Source organism: Pseudomonas sp. FBCC-B1667, assembly GCF_059133255.1.
Genome location: NZ_CP101437.1, coordinates 2,418,313 through 2,442,389 on the forward strand (window position 1 = coordinate 2,418,313; position 24,077 = coordinate 2,442,389).

19 protein-coding genes and 2 pseudogenes are annotated in these 24,077 nt (G+C 55.3%); 11 read left to right on the top strand and 10 right to left on the bottom strand.

Translation table 11 applies throughout. The annotated features are described in order from the left end of the window. Positions 1-94: 94 nt before the first annotated feature. The 6 genes from NL116_RS10885 (at position 95) to NL116_RS10910 (ending at position 8,030) form a co-directional block, all read left to right on the top strand. Positions 95-1,483: an MFS transporter gene (locus NL116_RS10885; protein ID WP_494377144.1), complete on the top strand. Its 1,389-nt coding sequence runs from the start codon at positions 95-97 to the stop codon at positions 1,481-1,483. A 65-nt stretch (positions 1,484-1,548) separates the two neighbouring features. Then, entirely contained in the window at positions 1,549-2,769 is a 1,221-nt protein-coding gene (locus NL116_RS10890) for an alpha/beta fold hydrolase (RefSeq protein ID WP_494377145.1), read from the top strand. A gap of 321 nt (positions 2,770-3,090) precedes the next feature. Further along, entirely contained in the window at positions 3,091-4,053 is a 963-nt protein-coding gene (locus NL116_RS10895; protein ID WP_494377146.1) for a 3-hydroxyacyl-CoA dehydrogenase, read from the top strand. A gap of 50 nt (positions 4,054-4,103) precedes the next feature. Then, positions 4,104-5,030 (top strand): 3,5-dioxohexanoate:acetyl-CoA acetone transferase, encoded by a 927-nt coding sequence (gene kce, locus NL116_RS10900; protein WP_494377147.1) that lies wholly within the window; start codon positions 4,104-4,106, stop codon positions 5,028-5,030. A 106-nt stretch (positions 5,031-5,136) separates the two neighbouring features. Then, positions 5,137-6,507: an MFS transporter gene (locus NL116_RS10905; protein ID WP_494377148.1), complete on the top strand. Its 1,371-nt coding sequence runs from the start codon at positions 5,137-5,139 to the stop codon at positions 6,505-6,507. Further along, positions 6,504-8,030: a UxaA family hydrolase gene (locus NL116_RS10910; RefSeq protein ID WP_494377149.1), complete on the top strand. Its 1,527-nt coding sequence runs from the start codon at positions 6,504-6,506 to the stop codon at positions 8,028-8,030. Before NL116_RS10905 ends, NL116_RS10910 begins: the two co-directional genes overlap by 4 nt. Positions 8,031-8,095: 65 nt before the next feature. Here the strand turns inward: NL116_RS10910 and NL116_RS10915 are convergent, their stop codons facing one another. The 4 genes from NL116_RS10915 to NL116_RS10930 form a co-directional block, all read right to left on the bottom strand. Beyond that, a complete protein-coding gene (locus tag NL116_RS10915; protein ID WP_494377150.1) occupies positions 8,096-8,815 on the bottom strand; it encodes a GntR family transcriptional regulator in 720 nt (239 codons plus the stop codon). 183 nt (positions 8,816-8,998) lie between these two features. Beyond that, positions 8,999-9,787 carry an SDR family oxidoreductase gene (locus tag NL116_RS10920; RefSeq protein ID WP_494377151.1) on the bottom strand — a complete coding sequence of 263 codons (789 nt, stop codon included), beginning with the start codon at positions 9,785-9,787 and terminating at the stop codon, positions 8,999-9,001. Between the two features lie 241 nt (positions 9,788-10,028). Beyond that, positions 10,029-11,108 (bottom strand): alkene reductase, encoded by a 1,080-nt coding sequence (locus NL116_RS10925; protein ID WP_494377152.1) that lies wholly within the window; start codon positions 11,106-11,108, stop codon positions 10,029-10,031. 72 nt (positions 11,109-11,180) lie between these two features. Beyond that, entirely contained in the window at positions 11,181-12,020 is an 840-nt protein-coding gene (locus tag NL116_RS10930; protein ID WP_494377153.1) for a pirin family protein, read from the bottom strand. Between the two features lie 236 nt (positions 12,021-12,256). On the opposite strand from NL116_RS10930, the gene NL116_RS10935 reads away from it, so the two are divergent. Further along, positions 12,257-13,174: a LysR family transcriptional regulator gene (locus NL116_RS10935; protein ID WP_494377154.1), complete on the top strand. Its 918-nt coding sequence runs from the start codon at positions 12,257-12,259 to the stop codon at positions 13,172-13,174. A gap of 104 nt (positions 13,175-13,278) precedes the next feature. On the opposite strand, the pseudogene NL116_RS10940 reads toward NL116_RS10935, so the two are convergent. Both NL116_RS10940 and NL116_RS10945 read right to left on the bottom strand, forming a co-directional pair. Then, positions 13,279-13,837 (bottom strand): annotated as a pseudogene (locus NL116_RS10940) (integrase arm-type DNA-binding domain-containing protein); the annotation flags it as partial. Positions 13,838-14,124: 287 nt separating this feature from the next. Further along, a pseudogene (locus NL116_RS10945) lies at positions 14,125-14,241 on the bottom strand (integrase); the annotation flags it as partial. 614 nt (positions 14,242-14,855) lie between these two features. On the opposite strand from NL116_RS10945, the gene NL116_RS10950 reads away from it, so the two are divergent. Further along, complete coding sequence (locus NL116_RS10950) at positions 14,856-15,095, top strand: hypothetical protein (RefSeq protein ID WP_494377155.1); 240 nt, start codon at positions 14,856-14,858, stop codon at positions 15,093-15,095. A gap of 176 nt (positions 15,096-15,271) precedes the next feature. On the opposite strand, the gene NL116_RS10955 is transcribed toward NL116_RS10950, so the two are convergent. The 4 genes from NL116_RS10955 to NL116_RS10970 all read right to left on the bottom strand — a co-directional run bounded on the left by NL116_RS10955 (position 15,272) and on the right by NL116_RS10970 (position 19,630). Continuing rightward, positions 15,272-15,442: a hypothetical protein gene (locus NL116_RS10955; RefSeq protein WP_494377156.1), complete on the bottom strand. Its 171-nt coding sequence runs from the start codon at positions 15,440-15,442 to the stop codon at positions 15,272-15,274. A gap of 40 nt (positions 15,443-15,482) precedes the next feature. Further along, positions 15,483-15,812 (bottom strand): hypothetical protein, encoded by a 330-nt coding sequence (locus NL116_RS10960; protein ID WP_494378173.1) that lies wholly within the window; start codon positions 15,810-15,812, stop codon positions 15,483-15,485. Positions 15,813-16,432: 620 nt separating this feature from the next. Continuing rightward, the gene (locus tag NL116_RS10965; RefSeq protein WP_494377157.1) at positions 16,433-17,758 is read right to left on the bottom strand and encodes a serine hydrolase domain-containing protein; all 1,326 of its coding nucleotides are present in this window, start codon (positions 17,756-17,758) and stop codon (positions 16,433-16,435) included. Between the two features lie 18 nt (positions 17,759-17,776). Beyond that, a complete protein-coding gene (locus NL116_RS10970) occupies positions 17,777-19,630 on the bottom strand; it encodes a DUF1302 domain-containing protein (protein ID WP_494377158.1) in 1,854 nt (617 codons plus the stop codon). Positions 19,631-19,951: 321 nt separating this feature from the next. Between NL116_RS10970 and NL116_RS10975 the strand changes: the two genes are divergently transcribed. The 3 genes from NL116_RS10975 to NL116_RS10985 all read left to right on the top strand — a co-directional run bounded on the left by NL116_RS10975 (position 19,952) and on the right by NL116_RS10985 (position 24,046). Continuing rightward, positions 19,952-21,499 carry an AMP-binding protein gene (locus NL116_RS10975; RefSeq protein ID WP_494377159.1) on the top strand — a complete coding sequence of 516 codons (1,548 nt, stop codon included), beginning with the start codon at positions 19,952-19,954 and terminating at the stop codon, positions 21,497-21,499. Between the two features lie 16 nt (positions 21,500-21,515). After that, on the top strand, positions 21,516-22,679 hold the full coding sequence (locus NL116_RS10980; RefSeq protein WP_494377160.1) for an acyl-CoA dehydrogenase family protein: 1,164 nt from the start codon (positions 21,516-21,518) through the stop codon (positions 22,677-22,679). Positions 22,680-22,789: 110 nt separating this feature from the next. Beyond that, positions 22,790-24,046 (top strand): MFS transporter, encoded by a 1,257-nt coding sequence (locus NL116_RS10985; RefSeq protein ID WP_494378036.1) that lies wholly within the window; start codon positions 22,790-22,792, stop codon positions 24,044-24,046. Positions 24,047-24,077 lie beyond the last annotated feature (31 nt).

Here is a 24,077-nt window from a genome sequence, read left to right on the forward strand (position 1 = left end):
GACAAGTGCTGATACACCTCGGATGTTGAGGTGTATGTGTGCAAAACACCGATCCTCAGCCGGAGAATAAAAATAAATACCCGGAGATATCCCCATGGGATTTGCTCAAAACAAAATCGAAGCATTACCTGCGGTCAATCGTGTGCAAAAAGGGGCAGGTGCAGCCTCGTGGGGCGCGATGGCTCTTTTGTGGCTCGTGTATGCCATGGATGCCAACTCCCGCCAGATGTTCTTTATGGTATTGCCCTCCATCACCAGCGAGTTCAAGACAAGCGCTGAGCTGACTGGACTGCTTGCCGCGTTCATCACGATCGCTACATCTTTGATAGCCGTGCCTTGCATGATTTGGGCTGATAAAGGCGGTCAGGGATGGATGCGAAAATACCGCCACCTGCCAATCGTGATTGCTTACACGCTATTCACCTTTCTGACCGGCCTCAATTTCTTGACTGGCTCGCTTGGAGTGCTTGTCGCGCTGCAAGTGATGTCTCACGCATTTGGCGGTGCTGGCGAAGCCATCGAAGTCACCTCCTTGTCTGAGTGGTGGTCGAAGGAGCGCCGTGGTTTCGCCCTAGGACTTCATCACACCGGATACCCTTGGGGCACATTGATCGGTGGCTTGGCGATCAGTGCTCTACTCCACGCTTACGGCCCGGAAAATTGGCGCTTGGCATTCCTGCTGTTCCCCGTACCGATGATCATCATCTTTTCGGTCTACTGGTGGTTCAGTACGAAGAAGCGTTACGAGTCCTTTGTTGAACACGCTCAAGCCGTCGGTGAGACGCCTCCATCAATGGAAGCGGTACAGGGTGTGGTGGAGGTGCCCAAAGGCGCGTTCAAGTCTGCAATGAAAAATCCGAACATCTCCGCTATCGCTCTAATCTCGATGTTCGCAATCGTTGGCTATTTCGGCATCAGCTTCTGGCTACCTCAGTACCTGGCCTTTGTTGCCCATTACAACTTCGCAGAGGCAGCTGCTTACTCGGTGCTCTTCACGATCACCGGTGGTATCGGCCAGATCGTTTGGGGATGGATTTCAGACCGTGCAGGCCGAAAACTTTGCCTAGTGCTTGTTTTCGCGTGGCTTGCGGTGGGCATGTACCTCTTCAAATACTCATCCGTCAGCCTGACTTGGCTTATCGCGATTCAGTTGTTTGCTGGGTTCGCGATGAACGCGCCCTACACGTTGCTGTATGCCATTGCGTTCGATTCTGCAAAACAAGGCACGACTGGCCTAGCAGGCTCAATCGTCAACGTCGGTATTTACGCTGGTGGCTTCGGGCCTTTCGTGATCGGGATGTTCATCGGCGCAGGTGGTGGCTTTGAGCAGGCTGCTGGGTACAACTACGCGCTCTACTTTATCTCCGGCCTCATGGTACTGGCGGCCATCATCACTATTTTCTTCACACGTGAAACTACCGGCTGGTTCCTTAAGTACGACAAGGCGCTGGTCTCGAAACACTCTTGCAACATGGGTTTGTAACGAACCTATTGCACCTGCACTTACAAGAAAATCCCCTTGGGGATAGCTAAAGCTAGGAGAAAGTCATGACCCTTATTAATGATGCCAAATGGTTGAGCCAATTCGCCGACGAGTTGAACGGTGATGCTAATTGGACTGCCGCTGCTCGCTATTTCGATGGGCGCATTCAATTCAAGCACAGCACAGGTTTCTCAACGCTTGCGGTTCTCGCCGGTAAAGTCGTTGCGGTTTACCCGGAAGGAAGCCCGTTGGGCGCTGACATCATCGTGTCTGGTGCTGATGATGAGTGGCAGCGCGTTCTTGACGGAAAGATCGACTGGTTTGAAGCGTTGTCCCCTGGATTGGGAAAGCTTGAGCTTGAGGGCAACGTGGTCGCCGCATGGCAGTACGTAGATGTGATGGCTCGCGCGTTCGACGCAATGAAGCGTGTAGGAAAAACCGATACTAACCCACCAGTTTCCTATTCTCCCGGGCCGAAGCCGTCGGGGAAAGAGACGGTAGGACGGTACATTACCGTTGATGGAATTCGCGTTTACTACGAAGAATCAGGGGAGGGACGTCCACTCGTTTGCTTCCACGCAGCATCACAAGATTCTCTGATGTACAGGCACGTACTGGACGGTCTCTCAGATGAGTTCCGCGTCATCGCAATTGACGCCCCCGGGCACAGCAAATCAGAGCTACCCGAATCAGGCCCATTCCACAGCCTCACTCGCCATGCGGAGTTCAATGAGCACCTTATGGAGGCCTTGGGACTTGAGAAACCCGCCATCATGGGATGCTCGATGGGTGGCAATCTGGTGCTGGAATTGGGGGCGCGTCGGCCCGATGCGTACAGCGCGATCATTTCAGCTGAAGGGGCAGATTTTACCCCGACGGTTTCCGAGTTCTTCCTCGATATGTTGCTCATGAATGGGCCAGAGATCATCGGTGCCTGGTCTCGTTCGATGACGGGCAATCGCACTCCACCAGATCGTGCGAGGGAGGTGGTGTGGCAGATCTCGCGAACCACGCCGCAGGTGATGAAGGGTGACCTCACAGGCTATGCGAACTTTGATCAGCGGCACCAAGTTGGAAAGATCAAAGCGCCTGTTTTACTTCTGCGCGGTGACGCGGATTGGTTGGTGTACCAAGAGAAGGTTGAGGAGACAGCATCTCGCATTCCCGGCAGTAAAATCGCCGTGCTCGCAGGTACTGGCCACTATCCAATGACTGAGAACCCATTGGAGTTCTGTGACACGGTACGCGCGTTCCTTCGCGAAGCGGGTCACGGCCACGCAGACTGAAAGATGTGATTGAAGAGCCCGCTCGGCAGGCGGGCTTTTCTGCGTTTATTTCATGTGAAGTTTCAATTCCGAAAGCCCTCACAACCTCCGCACAAAAACCTGAATCGCGCCGACCCGCTGAGGTTCACGCCGTTGGCAGGTGCCATCTCTATCCCTCGAATTCTTTGCACAGCCGATCGTCAGACAATCCGAAGAATTTTCTTGTGATCTGTGATCACAGTGGATAGCATCTGTCTCAGAGCGAACATCTGAGCGTCAGCATTGTTCACCAATCGCTCAAACGATTACTCCTAAACATAAATACAAAATTTGGAGAACATCATGCGAAGTACAACTCCATCTGCGACCGACCGTGGCCCCATCGCAATCGTTGGCGCGGGCCTGATTGGGAGAGCCTGGGCGATTGTTTTTGCTCGGGCAGGACATCCGGTGCGACTACACGACATGGATCTGCAGACAATGCAGAACAGCCATGCCTACATCGAAGCGAGACTCGACGAGCTTGCAGAATTCGATCTTCTCAATGACACCCCCCTTACCGTACTTGCACGCATTACTTGCGTCCCCGACTTGGCGGAAGCGCTACGTGACGTGGTGCTCGTACAGGAAAACGTTCGGGAAACGGTGGAGGCAAAAATCGACATTTTCAGTCGAATGGATGCGCTGGCGCCCAAAGACGCGATTCTCGCCAGTTCAACTTCATGGCTACCGGCCTCTGAGTTCACCAAGGATCTTCCAGGTCGGGGACGCTGCGTAGTTGCTCACCCTACCAACCCGCCATATCTGGTTCCGCTGGTAGAACTATGCCCTGCGCCGTGGACAAACTCTGAAGTCATGGTTCGAGCGCATGAGATCTACACCGCAGCCGGGCAGAGCCCTGTCGTTCTATCCCGAGAGATCCACGGCTTCTTGTTGAACCGAGTCCAAGCCGCAGTCCTCAACGAATGCTTCAAATTGCATGAGGAAGGCTTTGCTAGCTCAGAAGACATTGATCGGGTGCTTAAAGATGGGCTTGCCCTTCGCTGGTCATTTATGGGCCCCTTCGAAACTATCGATCTCAACGCCCCTGCCGGCGTATCCGACTATGCCAAACGCTACGGTCAGCAAAATCGCGAAACGATCAATTCCGAAAATGCTTTCGACTGGTCGGAATCAGCGGTTGCCCGAGTGCATGACGAGCGTCGCCAAAAACTTGAGCTCGAAGGAATTGCATTGCGTTCCGCTTGGCGTGACCGCCGCCTGATGGCCCTCGCTGCACACAAGCGTCAAGCCCCAAATTCCTGACGGCATCACTTCATCCTGAACACCAAAATAAAAGTAACCAGGAGATCACCATGGCTCGTAAAGTCATCATCACTTGCGCGGTCACCGGCGCAATTCATACACCTTCTATGTCCCGTTATCTGCCGGTAACGCCGGGTCAAATTGCCGAAGCGGCAATTGGCGCTGCTGAAGCTGGCGCCTCAATTGTTCACCTACACGCTCGTAATCCAATTGATGGCAGCCCCTCTCAGGATCCAGAACTCTTTAAGCAGTTTCTGCCTGCTATCAAAGAGGCTAGCGATGTGGTGATCAACCTGACCACAGGTGGCGCCCCGACAATGTCTCTTGAAGATCGACTTCGCCCAGCACATCAGTTCAAACCGGAAGTGGCCTCACTGAACATGGGGACGATGAACATGGGGCTTTACCCGATGCTCAATCGGTTTAAGGAGTTCAAACACGCTTGGGAGGAACCATACCTCGCCGGTAGTCATGACCGCATTTTCAAAAATACATTTACCGATATCGCCCATATCCTCGAGTCATGCAGTGAGAACGGTACCCGTTTTGAAATCGAATGCTATGACATTGGGCATCTCTACACGGCTGCACATTTCATTGATCGTGGCCTCATCAAACCCCCATTTTTGATCCAGTCGGTTTTCGGCATTTTGGGCGGTATCGGCGGTCACCCTGAGGACGTCCTGCATATGCGGCGCACAGCTGATCGTCTCTTTGGGGAAGACTATCAGTGGTCGGTTCTTCCAGCAGGAAAGCAGCAGATGAGCATTGGTGCTCAATCAGCCACGCTTGGAGGACATGTGCGTGTAGGTCTTGAAGACTCGCTTTGGGACGGGCCAGGCCAATTGGCAAAAAGCAACGCCGATCAAGTCTTGCGCATGCGAAAAATCCTCGAAGGGCTTTCACTTGAAGTGGCGACACCTGCTGACGCCAGGGAAATCCTGAAGCTCAAAGGTGGCGATAACGTCAACTTCTAAGCGCGGGTACTCACACCTTTAAGTTTAGCTAGAGGAAATGAATTGCTAAAGGTCGCCTCACAAAACTGGCGCCCTAGCAATCTATCCTTATGAGGAGACCTGAATCATGTTCGCTACGACCCATACAAAAACACAAAAGGGACAGTCGCTGAACGCTTTAATGTTTCGCAAGTTAATGCCGATGTTGGTGTTCGCTTACGTCATCAGCTTTCTGGACAGAACAAATATCTCACTTGCCAAAACTCACATGGCAGTCGACTTGGGTATTTCCGCCGCCGCCTACGGTTTTGGTGCAGGCCTCTTCTTTCTCTCCTATGCACTCATGGAAGTACCCAGCAACCTGATCATGCACAGAGTGGGTGCACGACTCTGGATCACCAGGATCATGATTACGTGGGGTTTATTGTCTGCCGGTATGGCCTTCATTACCGATGAGACTACGTTTTACATTGCCCGTGCGCTGCTCGGCGCAGCTGAAGCCGGATTGTTCCCAGGCGTAATGCTCTATTTAACCTATTGGTTTGGTCGTGAGCAAAGAGCAAGAGCCAGCGGCTATTTTCTAATCGGGGTCTGTCTCGCGAACATCATCAGCGGCCCGGTTGGCGGTTTGTTGTTACAGATGGACGGAATCTTGGGTTGGCACGGCTGGCAGTGGCTGTTTTTCTTGGAGGGCATACCAGCGGTTCTTTTCTCCGTCGTTATTTGGCGAAAGCTTCCGGACGGCCCATCCACTGCAAGTTGGCTGTCAAAGGAACAAGCTACTGAGGTAGAGCGAAGTCTGAAAAAAGAACATGATGAAGAAATCGCATCGGGCAACGTTGGTCATTCTTTTAAGGGTGTTCTTAAAATCCCTCAAATTTGGCTTGCCATCGCGGTTTACTTTCTCCATCAAATTAGTGTGTATTCGGTAATTTTCTTCTTGCCGGGCATCATTGGCACCTATGGAGGGTTGTCATCCTTACAAATAGGGTTGTTAAATTCAATCCCATGGATAGCTGCAGCACTCGGCGCAGCATTTCTTCCAAAATATGCCACTACTCCAAAAATTTCACGAAAAATAATGTTTGGTGGTCTGCTTCTGATGTCGGCTGGATTGACCCTCGCGGCATATACAACTCCGTTAATCGCACTAATAGGATTCACTCTGACGGCATCGATGTTTTTTGTCGTTCAGCCTGTGATATTTCTCTTCGCCAGTTCAAGGCTAGCGGGAGCAGGAATGGCAGCGGGTCTAGCGTTAGTGAATACCTTTGGTATTACTGGTGGCTTCTTCGGGCCTTCGTTGCTGGGCTTCGTAGAGCAAACAACGGGGAGCACGAAGAATGGTCTTATTATTGTTGCTGCTCTTTTGACGCTCGCCGCATTTTTGAGTTTAAAGTTGCGCCAGGCACAGGAAACGATCACTACAACAACTCGGGACAACATTGTATTGCCCCAAGCTGCGCCGTGTATTACTGATAATGGGAGGACAAAATGAAGAGCACGTCCCTAGCACTTAAACTACATCCTGATGACAATGTTGCAATCGCGCGTGCTTCTATATCTCAAGGGACAGTTGTTACCGAGTTCGGCAATATCGTGGTGCTCGCCGATGTTCCCGCAGCGCACAAGATCGCCCTTGCACACGTCAACTCGGGTGAGCCTGTTCTGCGTTACGGCCAGATTATTGGCTTTGCTACGAAAGCCATAGCGCCAGGCGATTATGTCCATACGCACAATCTGGAGATGGCGACGTTCGAGCGAGACTATGCGTTCGGCGAGGATGCCAAGGTCGCGTCGCCTGCTGCCTCTCCCGTGACATTCCAAGGTTTCGTCCGCGCTGACGGACGGGTAGCAACGCGAAACTACATTGGTGTAGTGAGCACGGTGAACTGCTCCTCCACTGTCACCAAAATGGTGGTGGAGCACTTCTCGCGAAATGGTGTGTTAGATGCTTATCCAAACGTGGATGGTGTTGTACCGATCACTCACAGTTTTGGCTGCTGTATAGAGCACAATGGAGAGGGCGTAAATCAACTGCGTCGTACCCTCGGCGGCTTTATCAAACACGCCAACTTCGCTGGCGTAGTCGTCATCGGCCTCGGGTGTGAAGCGAATCAGATGGGCGCGCTTTTCATGGCTCAGGGTATTGAGACCGGCAAGCTTATCGCTCCCGTGGTCATCCAAGACGTTGGCGGAACCCGCAATGCAGCGGATGCCGCCATTGCCGCCGTGGAATCGATGCTGCCGGTTGCCAACGAGTGCCGTCGCGAGCCGGTCTCGGCCCGGCACCTGACCGTGGCGCTCCAGTGCGGCGGTTCGGACGGTTACTCGGGCATCACGGCCAACCCCGCCCTCGGTGTGGCTGTCGATATGCTCGTAGCGCAAGGTGGGACGGCCATCCTTAGCGAAACGCCAGAGATCTACGGCGCTGAACACCTGCTGACTCGCCGTGCGGCAACCCGTGAGGTTGGCCAGGGAATAGTCGACCTTATCAAATGGTGGGAGAGCTACGCAGATCGTGAAAAAGGCAGCATCGACAATAACCCCACTCCTGGCAACAAGGCTGGCGGTTTAACGACCATTCTTGAAAAGTCTCTAGGCGCAGTTGCCAAAAGTGGTTCGTCAGCACTCATGGGCGTTTATCGTTACGCCGAGCCCATCACAGTTCGAGGCTTGGTGTTCATGGATGCGCCTGGCTACGATCCGATGGGAGCCACCGGCCAAATTGCCAGCGGCGCAAACCTCGTTGCGTTCACCACGGGACGCGGTTCGTGCTTTGGTGCCAAACCTGCTCCTTCGATCAAGCTTGCGACGAACACCAAGATGTACACTCGCATGAAGGATGATATGGACATCAACTGCGGCGATGTCATGGATGGCGATGCCACCCTTGAGTCGAAGGGCAAAGAGATTTTCGACATGCTCATACGCGTTGCTTCTGGTGAAAAATCTAAAAGCGAGGCGCTGGGCGTTGGCAATGAAGAAACAGTGCCTTGGATGATCGGCGCTCAAATGTAATAAGCGAACAAAAAAAGAGGCGTCCTGATACCAGGGCGCCTTCTTTTTACAACTTGTTGGTGAGGTTAATCAGCTTCGACAGGCGTCTGCGCATCGGCAACGATCAACGCCCCTGTATTCAGGATAAACTCGGCAGCACTTTTGATGTCATCTTGTAGTGATTCACATGCGGCAACAGGGTCACCCTTCTTTAAAGCATCAACCATCGCTGCGTGATGACTAGCTTGCACCCTCTGAACCACGCGCTCAGTGCCAGATCGTAGGTCGTAATTGATGATAGGCCCTATTCTCAACCACAGGGACTCAACTATCTGGAGCAGGATGGGCATGTCTGCCTGATTGTAAATCGCGAAGTGCAGTTGTTTATTCAGCGTAATGAGCTGAGATTCATCAGGAGCGACTTTTGCAAACTCTGCACAAAATGCCTCGTGTATCTCCTCTATCTCCGCAAGCGCCTCTGAGCCAACAAGCTCTGCAGCACGGGCCGCAGCTTGCCCTTCCAGATTCAGCCGGATACTGGTGATTTCCCGGAATTGGCTGACCGTCAGCACAGGAACGCGAATATATCGATTAGCCGCCATTTCAAGCGCTTGCTCAGCGACCAACCTGTGAACCGCTTCTCGTACTGGCATGACGCTAACACCTAGAGCGTCCGCGATAGATCTGAGCGAGAGCTTTTCCCCAGGCATAACCCGCCCACTAATCAGCAGGTCACGGAGCTGAGCATAAACGTCCGCACTGAGTGTCTGGCGGATCATGGGCGTTACGAGTGTGGATAGGTTCATGGCGAGAATTATAGGCAGGTTCGATCAGCTGGCATAGAAAAATAAGGCATCTGTGATCACGGATTCGCCGGTCAAATAGTTCGAAAATGGTGGAGTTCGGCAGAGGTGAGTTCTCTAGGTACACATGCGCAAAAAAACGTCTCGCCACCGAGGTAGGTGGGAGACGTTGTAGATCTGACTTAATCAGAGATACTCGACATTGCCGTCGATACTGATTGCTTGTCCTGTCACATTGTTAGCGGCAGGAGAGCAGAGAAATAAGGCCATTGCTGCCACGTCTTCGGGTGGAGTCATCCGACGCAATGAGATTTTCTTCAATGTTTGTTGACGCATCTCCGGCTCTGAAATCCCTAACTGCTTAGCGCGATCACTGATGACGCGATCCTGTCGATGGCCCTCGACGATACCTGGCAGGAGTGCGTTGACTCGAATGTCTTTTTCGCCCAACTCGGCTGCCAATGACTTCATCAGCCCTACAATTGCCCATTTGGTCGCCGCATAGGGAGTCCGCCAAGCGTAACCTAAGCGCCCTGCGACGGATGAGATGTGGATAATGTGAGCATGTTCTGACTCCGCAAGGAGGGGAACAGCATGATGAGCGAAGCGATACTGCGCATTGAGGTTGATGTCTATTGTCTGTTCCCATTCAGCATCGCTGATTTTGTCAATTCCGCCGGTCGGCCCTGCAATACCGGCGTTGTTGATCAGCACATCGAGCCCATTCACCCAATCCTGTTGGATTTCAAAAACTCGCTTAATTTGAGCAGAGTCGGATACATCGGCCAGCGTGGCCAAGGCCTCTGGGTAGCGCTCACGAAATTGTGAGATCGCCTGCTCACTCACATCACATACATGAACTTTCGCTCCTATTTCGAGATATGCAGCCGCGATCGATTCTCCAATGCCTGCTGCCCCACCGGAAATTAAAACCTTTAATCCGGTATAGGGTGTCAGCCGCTTCATCACGTTCATAGCCAGTGCGTCCTGTCTTATTTTTGTTCATGAGTTCTTCCTTGGCTACGGCGCGCGTAGGCAAGGAAATCTCACTAAGTGATATGTGATCACAGTTTTTTTGTCAAGACAGAATTGCTGCAGACTGACAGGTAATTAACCGAGTAGGTACAGGCCCCACTCCGGTTCAGAATTGCTGCCTATGGGTCGAATGATCTGCGAAGGGATTATCCGGCGGCTACTCTAGCGGAGCACCTTATCGTTATGAGGTCTGGGCCATGGTCGGGTAATCCGTATAACCGCGCTCCTCACCTTGGTAGAAGGTGGTCGGGTCTACGTCATTCAGTCGTACACCCTGTTTGAATCGCTCTACCAGGTCGGGGTTGGCCAGGAACGCGGTGCCAAACGACACCAGATCAGCATTTCCTTCCCGGAGCGACGTTTCTGCGCGTTCAGCGTCATAGCCGCCATTGGCGATGTAGGTGCCACCGAAATGACGCTTCAGATTCCTGAAATCGAATGACCCGGCACCAAGTTCAACGACGTGAATGTAGGCTAAGCCATAGTGACTGAGCATTTTCGCTGCGTAGTTGAATGTCGCTTGTGGATTGCTGTCGCTCATGGAGAAGTAATTAAAGATCGGCGACAGGCGCACGCCCACGCGGCTGGCCCCAAATACTTCGATGACCGACTCCACAACCTCCCTGAGAAACCGAGCGCGATTTTCTGCAGAGCCGCCGTATGAATCGGTTCGGGTGTTAGTGCCATCGCGCAGGAACTGATCGATTAAGTAACCGTTCGCACCGTGGATTTCCACACCGTCGAAACCTGCACGTTTTGCGTTTTCAGCGCCTTGGCGAAAATCCGCGATCACGCCAGGAATTTCATCCAGGCTCAGCGCCCGTGGCAACTCGTAAGGTTTCAGTCCTTCAGGCGTGTAGATCTCGCCATCAGCCTTGATCGCTGAGGGGGCTACCGGCAGCTGATTATCGAGCTGTACCAGGGAGTGCGACAGGCGTCCAACGTGCCAGAGTTGGAGGAATATCCGTCCGCCTTTTGCATGCACTGCGTCGGTCACATGTTTCCAGCCGGCGATTTGCTCGCTGCTGAAGATGCCCGGCGTTCTCATATAGCCTTTGCCTTGGGCGGAGACCTGAGAGCCCTCAGTAATGATGAGGCCAGCGCCTGCACGTTGACGGTAATACTCGACCACTGTGGAAGTCGGAACATCGCCTTGGCCAGCCCGGCTTCGCGTCAGCGGCGCCATCACCATGTGATTATTCAGGGGGAGGTTGGCGATCTGGGCTGGGGACAACAGAAGGTTGAGATTGCTCGTAGTCATGACGTGCCTCGGTATGATTTGGGATGTTGGGTAGTTATCGTCGAGATGATTTTCGCGCAGGGCTAAGCGGCGCTAGTTGAGTCGTCCTTGCTGCCGCAGCCTTGTGCCAATCCGCTGTATTTCCGTTTCGCCCTGAGCCAGAGCTGCCTGGCTTGTGTGAACCGAGTAATCACCTGTCACCAGGTCGTACGGATGCTTTACCGCTGAGCCCATCACGAAAGAGCAATCGCCTTTCGCGATGAAGTTGATGTGGCGCTCTGACTCTTCGAACACGGCTAATTCGCCGGCATTGATCAACCCTCCTGCGTCCAGACTTCCTGAATTCACCGCGAGCCAAGCAATGCTGTGACCGGAAGGTGGGGTGTAACGCCAATGCTCACCGTCTTTCAAACTCACGGCGAGATAGTTCATTGCACTCGGTGCGTCGATCAGGCTTTGAGCTGCCCCGTAACGTCCCAATAGCACCCGCGCTGGGCCCACTTGTGGAACTTGTGACGGCGCAAGGTAGACACTCATCGCGGGAGCGTTTTCAAGCGACGGCGGCAATGCCACCCAGAGCTGGAATCCCTGTATCGCGGACTCGCTTGCTAGCGTAGCGTCGTGCCACACCCCATTGCCGGCCTGCATCCACTCAACACCACCGGCAAGCAATAAGCCGGTCGCCCCGGTGGTGTCCTCGTAAGAGACATCCCCTTTTGTCATGAAGGTAACCGTTGCGATTCCTGAGTGCGGATGCATGCCGAAACTCGACTTACCACCACTGGCCTTCAGGCTGAAAATGTCCAGGAAAATAAACGGCTTCAAAAGCTCGCCTAAATCACCTGGGCTAATCAGCCTCGTTATGGGGCCATGTGTTCTGCCTTCAGTACGATGGACAATGGTGCGTGGTCGAACTACTGCGTTAGCGGTCATATGTTTTCTCTAGAGTTTTGTGCCGCCGTGCCGGTAGACGATGTCGTCGAGCGGAGTTCCTGCTGCCTAGCTAGATGTGCGCGAACTCAGTGATGCCGAATAGCGGGAGCGGTTAGCACATGAAGGATTCCGGCAGGTCAGCTGCAGCGATGCCTGAATCATATGCGTCTAGTGATTGCTTTATTAGATGGCACAATTGGATTGAACTAATCCATTTTTAGAGGGGTGGCAACAAGATGATCGATCTGAATGACGTCGCATTGTTTGTAAAAGTGGTGCGCAGCGGCAGTTTCGCTGAGGCGGCGCGGCAACTTGGAATGCCCTCAAACACCTTAAGCCGGCGTGTTCAACAGCTTGAGGCGCAACTCGGTACAAGGCTTCTGCAACGCTCCACGCGTAAGCTCACACTCACCCAGTCCGGTGAGGCTTTTCACGAACGATGCTGTGGAGCTGTGGAAGGTCTGATTGACGCTGGTGAGCAGCTGATGACAGGAAACCAAGAGCCGAGCGGCACCGTGCGCATTGCGGCAATGGCTGATTTCTTCGACTTCTTTCCTATGGAGTGGGTGGCCGATTTTCTTGGCGCGCATCCACGGGTACACGTCGACTTTGTACTGAGTGATGCACGCGCCGATTTAATCGCTGATCGTATCGACATTGCGTTTCGAGGCGGAGCGTTGCAGGACTCGGGATATGTCGGTCGCCAGCTGCTTGGAGCTGGTAACGAAGGTCTGGTGTCCAGCCCGAATTATCTTAGAAAAAAAGGTATACCTGATTCACTTGGAGATTTGGTCAATCATGATTGTGTAACTTTTGGCCATCCTAGTGGCGTCACCACCTGGACTCTCCATGGGCCAAATGGTGCAGCGGAAGAAGTGCGGGTCACTAGCCGTTTCAATGGAAACACCGCCCAAGCTTTGCGCAAGGCGACGTTGGCCGGGCTAGGAATTGCCTTGCTGCCGCCCGCCATGACAAAGTCTGATCTTCAGACAGGGCGCCTTGTGTCTGTGCTTCCGCAGTACCATAGAACCGGATACGGCCTGCACGTGCTTTACCCCAGTCGGCAACATTTGCCGCTAGCTGTGTCTGCATTCATTGAGTTGGTTATGGAGAAGCTAGAGGGTCAAGAATTCCCCGTGACGGCTCGTTCCTGATCAACACATTGCCCAAGTATCGTTCAAGCAGTTGTCTTCGAAAGAAGGGGGGGGCAGGGATGCAGTGAAAAGTCAGGAAGTGCCTGCGCCCGTCCTCAACACCTTTTTTTGTGCAGTTCCAACAGCTCCGGCGGTGAAAGGATGCGGTTTCTTTCGGCTTCGTAGTCGACAGGGGTCAGTGGGGTGATGTCGACCAGTTCCGTCGGATTGCCCTCGACCAACAAGGCCCGCCAAGTTGGCGCTTTCTGGCCCAACTGAGTTGCCATCTTTACGCGCGACGCCATCCAACAGCCAGGCCTTGATCAGGTCCTGGACGGTCAGCGTTTGCACCTTCGTCGTTTTTACTTGTTCGGCCTCTACGTTAGCCGCGGCGTATGTCTATGCCTTGGCGGTTTTCTTATGCTCGTTGGGATTGATCTGCTCATCGGTGAGCGCTCGGGCTTGGTTGCGTACCTTGCGGATGTCCGTCAGTAATTTGCGCGGCCAAGACCCGCAGGCGTACTCTTTGTTTTGTCCGCCCCACCGATTGCGATAGAAAAAGCTGACCGACGCGCCGTCCTTGTGCACTGCAATTCGACTGGCTAGATCGCCATCTTCCCGGAGGATTCGGCCGGCATCGTTGGCAGTTAGTGCCTCAAGTTCTTTGATGGTGATTTTGGCCATGAAACGGACTCCCCCTACTTTTACCCCCACAAAAACGCCGGCTCTTGATGGACGTTCCTGGACTCTCGTAGAGCAGAACACCACTGGAGCTCAAGTAAATACTAGCTTGGAAAAATCCAGAGTAAAATTTTGGAGTCTTTCAAGAAGTATGAAAAAGGAGATGGGGTGCTAGGGGTCGAGTGTTCGAATCACTCCGTCCCGACCATTTTTTTCAATGACTTAGCCGCCTTTTGGTGGCTTTTTCATTTCTGCCCTAGTGACTTTCCGAGTGAGCCAGGGTTCTTTTTTCAAGTCTGTCTCAGAATCGTCAGCGCTGGTGCGCGTGAGTCGGTAATTGATACTGTATTCGCAGCTTCAATCAGTTGGTTCAACACTGTGGCCGAGTAGTGACTGGTGATGCTGCCAATCTCGGTTTCGACAGAACCAGGGAAGAAATCGTTGCCAGTTCCTGAATGAAATTGGCGCTTGCTCACTCCGTATTCACATGGGCTGCATTCTGGAGATGGCTGAGTCTTCTAGCTCTAGTGCAGACTACGGAAAAAATTTGCAGCCAGATTTGGTAAGCAGCAAGAACTCGATCTGCAACTGGCTGAAGACGAGCAAAGTTGCGCCCTTCTAAAGAGGCCGGCCCATCGCCGGGCTTTTAGTTCTGCCCCATCCGGGACAGCCTATGCAACCTGCGGTAGCGGCGAGCGACGTGCCTGCCTGACGGACAAGCTTGTGCCGTTCATCACCGGTGACGAGTTCGGTGCTCCACGGTGACGGCCCCCTCAGCAATCCGAAGTACTTGACCGCTGCGTTCCTGATTTACAGCCGGCGCGAACTTACCCATACAGCCACTCGTCCGATGAAACGCACCTTGAGGCGCAGGTCTTTTCAGATGTTGTACATCCATTTGCGCGGAAGTATTTAATGATGAACAACAAAATCGCTATGCTCGCCCTCTCCGGGATCATCTCCGTCTGCTCGCTTTATGCTGTTGCGGAAGACATGTCGACTGTAGGGTCGACCACGAACGATGGAAAAAGCCAAACACGTGAGCCAGCGCCTAAAGCCACAAACGCCGATCCAGATGCAGGGTCTCTGCCGAAGGGGGCGGATGGCGGCACAACGGATAATGGCCCTATACCTGGTGGCGCAAAGACTGGCGGCGGAGGCCAAGTCGGTGGTGGCAGCAGTAGTGGGGGAAGTGCTGGTGGTGGCGGCAACGGAGGCACGAAATAAATTACCTGTAATTTTTAGCCACTTGAGTATTTAGCCCGCTTCTGTCCTCTCTAGCGGGCTTTTCTTTGCCTAAATATCAACGGCGCTTTACGTTCCATCTTCTGCGGATCTGAATCAGCCCCCGCAGCACCCTCAGCTTGAGGCGATGGGTGTGGCGGAGCCGAAAACGAAAAGCCCGGCGCAGTGGCCGGGCTCATTAGTTTGAAGTGTTCATTGGGGGGCGGGGTACTCACTTGAAACCGAGTTGTTGGCATCCACATCTGCCATTTCTTCATCGACAGGTGCTTCGTCGTCCGCAGGCAGCGGAACCTCAGTTTTATTTCGCTTGGAATCGTCGCCCTGCTGGGACATGTCTCTACGAGCATTATCATCAGTGTCCATGCTTATACTCCATATTGATTCGCAGGATGTTTTGCCTGAGCTAACCGCCCTGAGTATCTATATCAGCGTCTTGAGCCGGCTTATGTTCCGGTTCGGATTTAAAGTCAGGGCTGTAGGGGTTTTCTTTAGCAATGGGATCCTGCTTTGGATTATTAGGCGCCGTGGCAGAACTTGACGATTCGCTTTGTGAATCAGAAACATCTGGCGAACCTTGGTCTTTCCCCTGCTCTATTTCTCCGCTGCCAGGGTTGAGGTCGGGAGCCTTTAGCGGAACCTCTTGCCGATGGGAATCATGGCCCGTTTCGTTATCCGTCGACCGCGTTACGGCCTGCTGAGAGATGTTTCCAGTAGCATTCTCATCGATGTCCACGTTAACTCTCCATTCTGAGGCGCGGGATAACCGTGCATGAATTTGAGAGTCGATTAAAGCGTTACGAGTGCGGTGCAATAGACGAACGGTGGAAACCAAAAACCCAGCGCGAACCAGGCCCTGAAATCACTCTTGAACCGGGGCACCCGCTCGACGAGCGCCTGATCTACACCTAATCTCCAGCGCCTTGCGGATATCGCGTCGGCACCGCTCCCGCGTCTTGATCGGGTGCGGATCGTCTGGCGCTCAAGTCTGCAGAGGTTGTCACGCTGAAGTGAGTTATGGCACACCTCGAGGCGTTGCATTTTCCTCCTCATCCTCTGTTTTGTCGCTGGAGGGTGGGTATCCGATCTGCACGCGTACCTTTTTGGCAGCCCTGCTTCCGCGAAAGGCCAGGCACTGAGTGTTCGAATCACTCCATCCCGACCATATAATTAAAGGGGTTACGAGATTTTATCTCGCAACCCCTTCGATGGGTCAATACGGCATCGACGGCATAGGTTTAGCTTATTGGAAGGGGCATCGTCCTTCCATCAGGCAATTAGCTACTACCTTTTTAGCCTCGAAAGCTGAACAGAATTCAAGCTTTGTCAGCAAAGCGCGAAAGCGGGTAATGCCGTTCAATCCCTCAATTGAGCTAATACGGCATTCACCATGTTATTGAACGTACCCGGCGAATCGATCACCCGGCTAGCAACCTTCGCTGCGCCTTGTGCGCTGGTGGCGCGCCTGGTTTGATCGGCGGTGGAGGACAATTTCACGATCACTACCTCACGCTTCGGGTTGATGTAAATTTTTTGCCCAAAGCGACCACTGGCCTCCACCGCTCCGTCTCCATCATTTCGCTGGAACCAGTAGTTGCGATAGGCATAACCGGGTCGGCCGGGTGCGAGGTTGCCGCGAGCGAAGACCGCCGAATCGCCCCGTTGGAAGGTACTGCGCACAGCCCGATTGAAGCTGTCGGTGCTTGGCTCCCGCGTCATTTCCCGGCGCACCAGCTCGGCAAAACGAGCGCTATCACGAAGGTTGGCGCTGATCCCGCCGCTGGCCATCTCCGTGCCCAACTCGTCGACCTGGACATAGGCATCTTCCTGGGCGAAGCGCGACCAGATGCGTTGCTGAACCAATTGCGCCCAGTTCAATCCGGAGATACGCCGCAGTGCCCAAGCCAACGCTTCGGCCGAACCATTCTGGTAAAAGAACCCGGCTTCGCCGGTAGTTGTTTGCGCGACCTTAAGGAAGGAATAAATATCGCTGGGCATCTTTGCGCTACGCGGGATCAATCCCGTTGCGGCGAACAGGCCGAGGTCGGGCGGCACATCTTCGGGGTACGCCACGGCCACCTGCATATCGAGATTGGCCTGCACCGTAGCCTCACCAAATGGTGTGCCGCTCAGTTCAGGGACATAGGTGGAAAGTTTTGCCTGCGGGTCGAGCGCGCCTTCGGCGATGAACTGTGCCGCCAGCAGGCCAGTCACCGACTTGGTCATTGACGCCCAGATATGCGGCTGCCCCGGTTCGAATCCTTCCAGATAGCGCTCATAGATGATCTTCCCGCTTTGCAGCACAATCAGACCGTCGGTCTCGGTATCTTGCAGGTAGCGAGAGAGGGTCAGGTCGTCCTCTCCGGCCTTGAACGTGATCGGGTCAAGATCATGCTTTGCTGCTTCGGCTAACGACAAAGACTGGGCAGCGCGACCGATGTTGCGCGTCGCCGATACTTCCCTGGCGTGGCGTATGGACCAGCGCAAGAAGGGCGGCTGGAAGGCGTTGGCTTTGTTCACACGAAGCTCCGGTGCGGGTGGGAATCCTTGCATGACGCCACTAACAACTGAGCCACTTGCCGCGAGGGCTGGACAGACGGCGCTCGAGAACAGCAGCGCTACACCAAGCACCAGGTTGGGCGTGGACTTATCAGGAGCGGATCGATTAACGGATTTTGGCATTGTCGTTTTCCTTGATATTCAGAAGGTGGCACCGATACCGATCGAGGCAAAGTCGCGATCACCCCGCGTCCCATAGCTGCCATCGATGTAATCGGTGTAAGACAGGCTTAGCGAATACTTGCTCATGAACGTTGCGTCCAGGCCGAGGCTGACGGAGCGCGAACCTTCGTTGAAGGCTGAGCCGTCGCCGGGCGAGTAACCCTTGACGTCATGCGACCAGGAAAGGTTGGGGCGCAGATCCAACCCCTGCATCACGCCCGAATAACTCCAGGTCGCCCGCATCCGATACCCCCAGGAAAACGGCGTGACAAAGCCTTCATCGTTGCAATATTCAGGGCTTTTCGAAATGCTCAGGCAGACGCTGTTGTCGGCCAGCTCGCCGTTGTTGTAGGCACCGGATCGGCCGTAGCGTGGCCCGTTTCTCCCTTCCAGCCCGCCGACGTACGTAGCCCCGATTTCACCTGCCAGCAGCAGCTGATTCGCGCCCATGACCTGGCCGAACGAGTGCATCGCCGAGATTTGTGCCTGGGTGACTTCCTTGCGCCGATAACCGTTGAACATGGTTGAGTCGGTGGTCGGTCGCAGGCCTTGTTCGGACAAGGGACTGCGGCCATCGACGTTGAGCAGCGACTGCAGCACATCGGTGCCGTTGAGCTGCACGGGCATATTCGGGCGATAGCTCAACTCACCTTGCAGTGCCGTGCCGGTTCGCAGGGTGGTGGAGAACGTCACGCCGTATAAGTGGATATTTTCAGGGTATTGGGCGAGGTATTCGGAGGTGCCCATCCGTAACGCGCCGGCTAATGTCTGCCCTGCGTTTGAAGCCAGGAATGCACCGCAGCCCGCCGATGGCACGCCGAGGTTGCCGCACAACTGCGAGGCGAAATTGTTGTTGCTGTAATACTGGCTGCTGATGGTGCCCAGATACGGCGAACGACTGTGGTAGTTGGCCGCATAGGCGCCGAATTCGGCATCCAGTTGCGTCACATACCAGCGTAACGACAGACCCCACTGGCCGCTGTTGCGCGCATCCTGGTCGCCGGAGCGAGGAATGCGCACGCCTTCCTCGCCCATGACCACGCCAAAAGGGCTCAGTCCCCGATTCGCAGCGGCGAGATTGACCTGTCGCCCACCGACATCAAGGCTATCGCAACCCTCGGGCATAAAGTCATTGCCCGAGAAGAAGGTACCGCAGTTTTCAAGTTGGGTTTGTTCCCAGTCCAACTGATAGAAGGCGTCAAAGGACAGCGCTTCATTGATGTTTTGCGTTACGTAGAGCAAGTTCACGGGCACCAGCGCGTCTTTGACCTCCGAACCGGGTCGGCGCAGTGCGGCCTGGTTAAAAGGATTCACGACGTTGAGGCCACCCTGGATGAATAGGCTTTCACCCCAGTTCACCACTTGCTTGCCAACGCGCGTCGAGCCTGGCTCGCCGTTGATGTCATATATGTAATAGGCGAATGCATCGAGCAGCTGAAACCCTGCCGTCTTTGCCGAGGTTTGACGGTTGTTGTCGTCAATGTCTTTGAAGCGTTGGCTGTGATCACGCTGCGCCGTGTCGTACCAGTAGGTGCCTCGCACAAACATGCCCAGGTTGTCGTGTTTGAGCTCCAGATCATGGGTGCCTTTGAAAATCGTCGAGAACACGTCCCCAGATCGATAATTGCGCCGGCCGTCATTGCCATTGGCGGCCGCCACTTGCAACTTGTCCGGATTGGCCGTGCTGATGCCGACACCCAATGCCAGGGCTGAATCAAGCTGTCCGTCAATTTCGCCGACTTCAAATTGAACGGCGCTCACCGGAGCAGCAAGCAGACTGCACGACAGTAAAACCAGCGATGACCGAAGTCGGCCGGGAAAGGTAGTGTTCACTCTTAACCTCTTGTTTTTTTATTCGAGAGTGAGGGGGGAGAGCACTGACAACAGGAGGAACATCCTGGCGATTGCGCGCCGCTGACTGTTCTGACTGAGTCGCGACGGATAATAGGGAGCGCCCGGTCGGGCTCACAAATAGCGTCTTTGGATCGTTGCCATAACACTTTGGCATGGGCGGGGCGGGAGATGACTCAGTAACTGGATAGGCAACGTGCCCAGCTAAAAACGCTATACCCGGCATCAACAACTGGTATTACGGTTCTCGCATCAACGCTGTTTAGCATCGCCACAGTCTTAACTGTCGACGAGAACAACAACGTGAACCTCGGAAAAATAATCAGTCGAAGTGCTAAGTACTGGCCGGAGCGGATGGCCGTAATTGACCATCAAACGCGGCTGACCTTCACTCAGCTTGAACAACGTACCAACCGTCTGGCCTCTGCGCTGCTGGCCCAGGGCATTAGTGCGGGTGAGCATGTCGCCATTCTCGCGCCCAACCGGGTAGAACTGGTCGAGGCGGAAGTCTCGTTCTATAAGGCCGGCCTGGTTAAAGTGCCAGTTAATGCGCGCCTCTCCCTCGACGAAATCATCCAGATCATCAATGACTCATGCAGCGTCGGCCTGATTACGGTGCCGGCCTTCGCCGAGGCCTTGAGTGCGCGCCGGGCGGAAGTCCCGGCGTTGCGCCTGGTGGTCACGCTGGGGGAAGAGGGAGGCGATATGACCTATCGCGCATTGCTGAGCCAGGGCAGCGACAGTCCGATCAGCTGTGATCTGCCGGACGACGCGCTCGCGGTGCTGCATTACACCTCAGGCAGCTCCGGCGTACTCAAAGCCGCCATGCTCAGTGTCGGCAACCGCAAAGCGCTGATCCGCAAGAGTATCGCCAGCCCCACTCGGCGAGCCGCGTCGGGGGATGTCATGGCCCATGTCGGCCCGATCACCCATGCCAGCGGCATGCAACTGATGCCGCTGTTGGCGGTGGGCGCGTGCAACCTGTTGCTGGATCGCTACGACGATCAACTGCTGCTCGAGAGCATTCAGCGCGAGGGTGTCACCCGATTGTTTTTGGTGCCGGCGATGATCAACCGTCTGGTGAATTTCCCAGGCGTTGAACGCTACGACTTGAGTAGCCTGCGCCTGGTCATGTACGGCGCGGCACCGATGGCGCCAACGCTGGTCAAGCGCGCCATCGAGGTGTTCGGACCCATCCTGGCGCAAGGCTATGGGGCCGGCGAAACCTGTTCGCTGGTCACCGTACTGACCGAGCAGGATCACCTCTGCGAAGACGGCGACTACCGGCGTCTGGCTTCTTGCGGTCGCTGTTACTTCGAGACTGACCTGCGTGTGGTCAATGAAGATTTCGAAGACGTCAAACCCGGCGAGATCGGTGAAATCGTGGTCAAAGGCCCGGACATCATGCAGGGCTATTGGCGCGCGCCGGAGCTGACCGCTGAGGTGATGCGCGATGGTTATTACCTTAGCGGCGACCTGGCGACAGTCGACGAAGAGGGCTACGTATTCATCGTCGACCGCAAGAAAGAAATGATTATTTCCGGCGGTTTCAACGTGTATCCCACCGAAGTCGAACAAGTGCTTTACAGCCTGCCGCAAGTGTTTGAGGCCGCAGTGGTCGGCGTCCCGGACGAACAGTGGGGCGAAGCCGTACGCGCAGTGATCGTCCTCAAACCGGGCGCCGTGCTCAGTGCAGCCGAGATCATGGAGCATTGCTCGCAAACCCTGGCCGGGTTCAAGAAACCGCGCGCCGTGGACTTTGTCAGCGAACTCCCGAAGAACCCCAACGGCAAGGTGGTTCGCCGCCTGATCCGCGATGCCTACTGGCAAAACAGCGAACGTCGCATCTGACTCCAGGAGCTCCCCCATGTACCAGCCAAGTGAAAAAGCCAGCCAGATCATCGAGGCCATTGGTGGCTTTGTTCGGAATGAAATACTGCCGCTGGAGAAAAGCGCTGGCCTGAGTTGGGCCGAGCCGCACCCGCGGGAGGTGTTGCAACAAGTCTGGCAGCGCTCCTGCACCCAGGGTTTCTACAACATCATGCTGCCCGAGGCTATCGGCGGCGCCGGGCTGAGCGTTTCTGACCTGTGCGCGGTCAAGGAAGCCACGGTGCTGAGTGGATCCATGCTGGCGCCGCATATCCTCGGCGAACTGTCCGGCCCGCCTCGCATCGGGCATCTGTTCAAGGTCGCAAGTCCTGAGCAGATCGAGTCTTTCTTGCAGCCGGTGTGCCGCGCACAGAAGGCTGTGTGCTTCGCGTTGACCGAGACTGAAGCCGGCTCCGATGCAACCGCGATCAAGACCAGCGCACGCCGTGAAGGCGAGCATTATGTGCTCAACGGCAGCAAACGTTTCATTTCCGGTGCGCCTTATGCCGACATCGCCGTGCTGCTCGCGGTCACCGGTTCCGGCGGCGGCGCGCAAGGCATCTCGGCGTTCTTTGTCGATTTGAAGGCGCCAGGGGTGCGAGTTGAGAGCGACTACGCGGTGATGTCCGGGGGCGGTGCCCATGGTGATATCTTTCTCGACGAAGTGCGGGTGCCCGTGGCCAACCGCATCGGCGAAGAGGGACAGGGTTTCAAACTGGCGATGGGACGGATTACCCTTAATCGCCTGTTGCATTGCCCGACCATGCTGGGCCTGGCTGGCTTGGCGCTGAACTTGTCGATCGACTACGCCCGTACGCGCAAACAGTTCGGTCAGCCGATCGCCATGTTCCAGTCGATCAGCCACATGATCGCCGACATGGCCACCGAACTGCATGCTGCCCGCAGCATGGTCTATGCCACCGCAGCGGTGAACGACGCGGGGGGTGATATCCGCACCGAGGCACCCATGTGCAAACTGTTTGTGTCGGAGACAGCGTTCCGCATCGCTGACCGCGCAGTGCAAATCCATGGCGGCGCGGGACTGCTGCGTGGTCATCCGGTGGAATGGATCTTCCGGGCCACTCGTATGATGCGCATCCTGACGGGCACCAGCGAAATCCAGCGCAACACCATTGCAAAAGGCGTGCTGATGCCTGGCTAGCGTCGCCCGCTTTACGTCCGGCCCCATCAGGCCGGACGCTCTGACAAAAACAATAACGAGAAACGACCATGACTGAAACTGACACCCCCGCACGTCCGGGCACCGCCTGGATGGTTGCGGTACTGCTGGCGCTGCTGATGCTGGTTAACTTCCTCGACAAGGTGGTCATCGGCCTGGTCGCGGTGCCGATGTCCAAAGAGCTTGGCCTGTCCCCCACCGAGTTCGGCCTCGTAGGGGGTGCCTTGCACTGGTTCTTCGCGGTTTCTGCGGTGATCGGTGGCTTCGTGGCCAATCGCCGACCCACGCGAACCTTGCTGTTGGGTATGGGCATGTTCTGGGCGGTGATTCAGCTGCCCATGCTGTTCGTCAGCTCGCTCTGGGCCATTGTCGCTTGCAGGGTGCTGCTAGGCATTGGCGAAGGGCCGGCGTCGCCGGTGGCCACCCACGCTCTATACAAATGGTTTCCCAACGACCGACGCAATCTGCCAGTGGCGTTGCTGCACACAGGCAGCGCTTTGGGTCTGCTGGTTGCGGGCGCAATGATCCCGTGGATCAGCGTGCACTACGGATGGCGGATGAACTTCATTGTTCTCGCGGTGATCGGCGGTGTGTGGTGCGTGTTGTGGTGGCTGCTGGGGCGTGAAGGCACGCTGGATCGCATTCGCCCAGGGCAGCTGAAGCAGGACGACGGGCGTGTGGCGTATCGCCGTCTGCTGACCGATCCTACTGTGCTGAGCAATTATCTGTGCCATTTCGCCGCCAATTGGTCATTGGCGCTGACGCTGACCTGGGTGCCGAGCTATCTGGAAAACGGGCTGGGTATTGACCCGATCATGACCGGCCGGGTGTTCGTGCTGTTCGTGGTGGTGACCACGCCGCTGAGTCTGTTCATGGCTTGGCTGTCGCAGCGCATGCTGCGTGGCGGTATCGCGACGCGTTGGTCGCGAGGGGCGTTCGTTTCGCTCTGCCTGATTGCCAGCGGTCTGCTCAGTGCAGCGCTGTTTCTGCCGGGCTTGTCGAGCATCGAGCGAATCATCAGCCTGACGTTCAGCGGTGGCTTGGCGCTGGTGATGTATTCGGTGGGCCCAGCCATGCTCGCCGAGTTCACTCCAGGTACTCAACGCGCGGGTGTCTTGGCAATCGGTAATGGCATCGCCTCACTGGCCGGTTTGTCAGCGCCCGTGGTGACCGGCATCTTGGTGCAGGGAGCGGGCGCCGAGCATCCGGCGGGTTATGGCGAAGGGTTCCTGGTCTGCGGCGCGGTGCTGGTCATTGCGGGGCTGATCGGGTTGTTCTGGATGGATCCGCAGAAAACCCGTGAGCGGCTGCGCCAGATCGCGGTTGTTGCACAGCCTCGGGCTAACTGAGTGCTCCGGCGCCGCACGGATCACCGTTGCG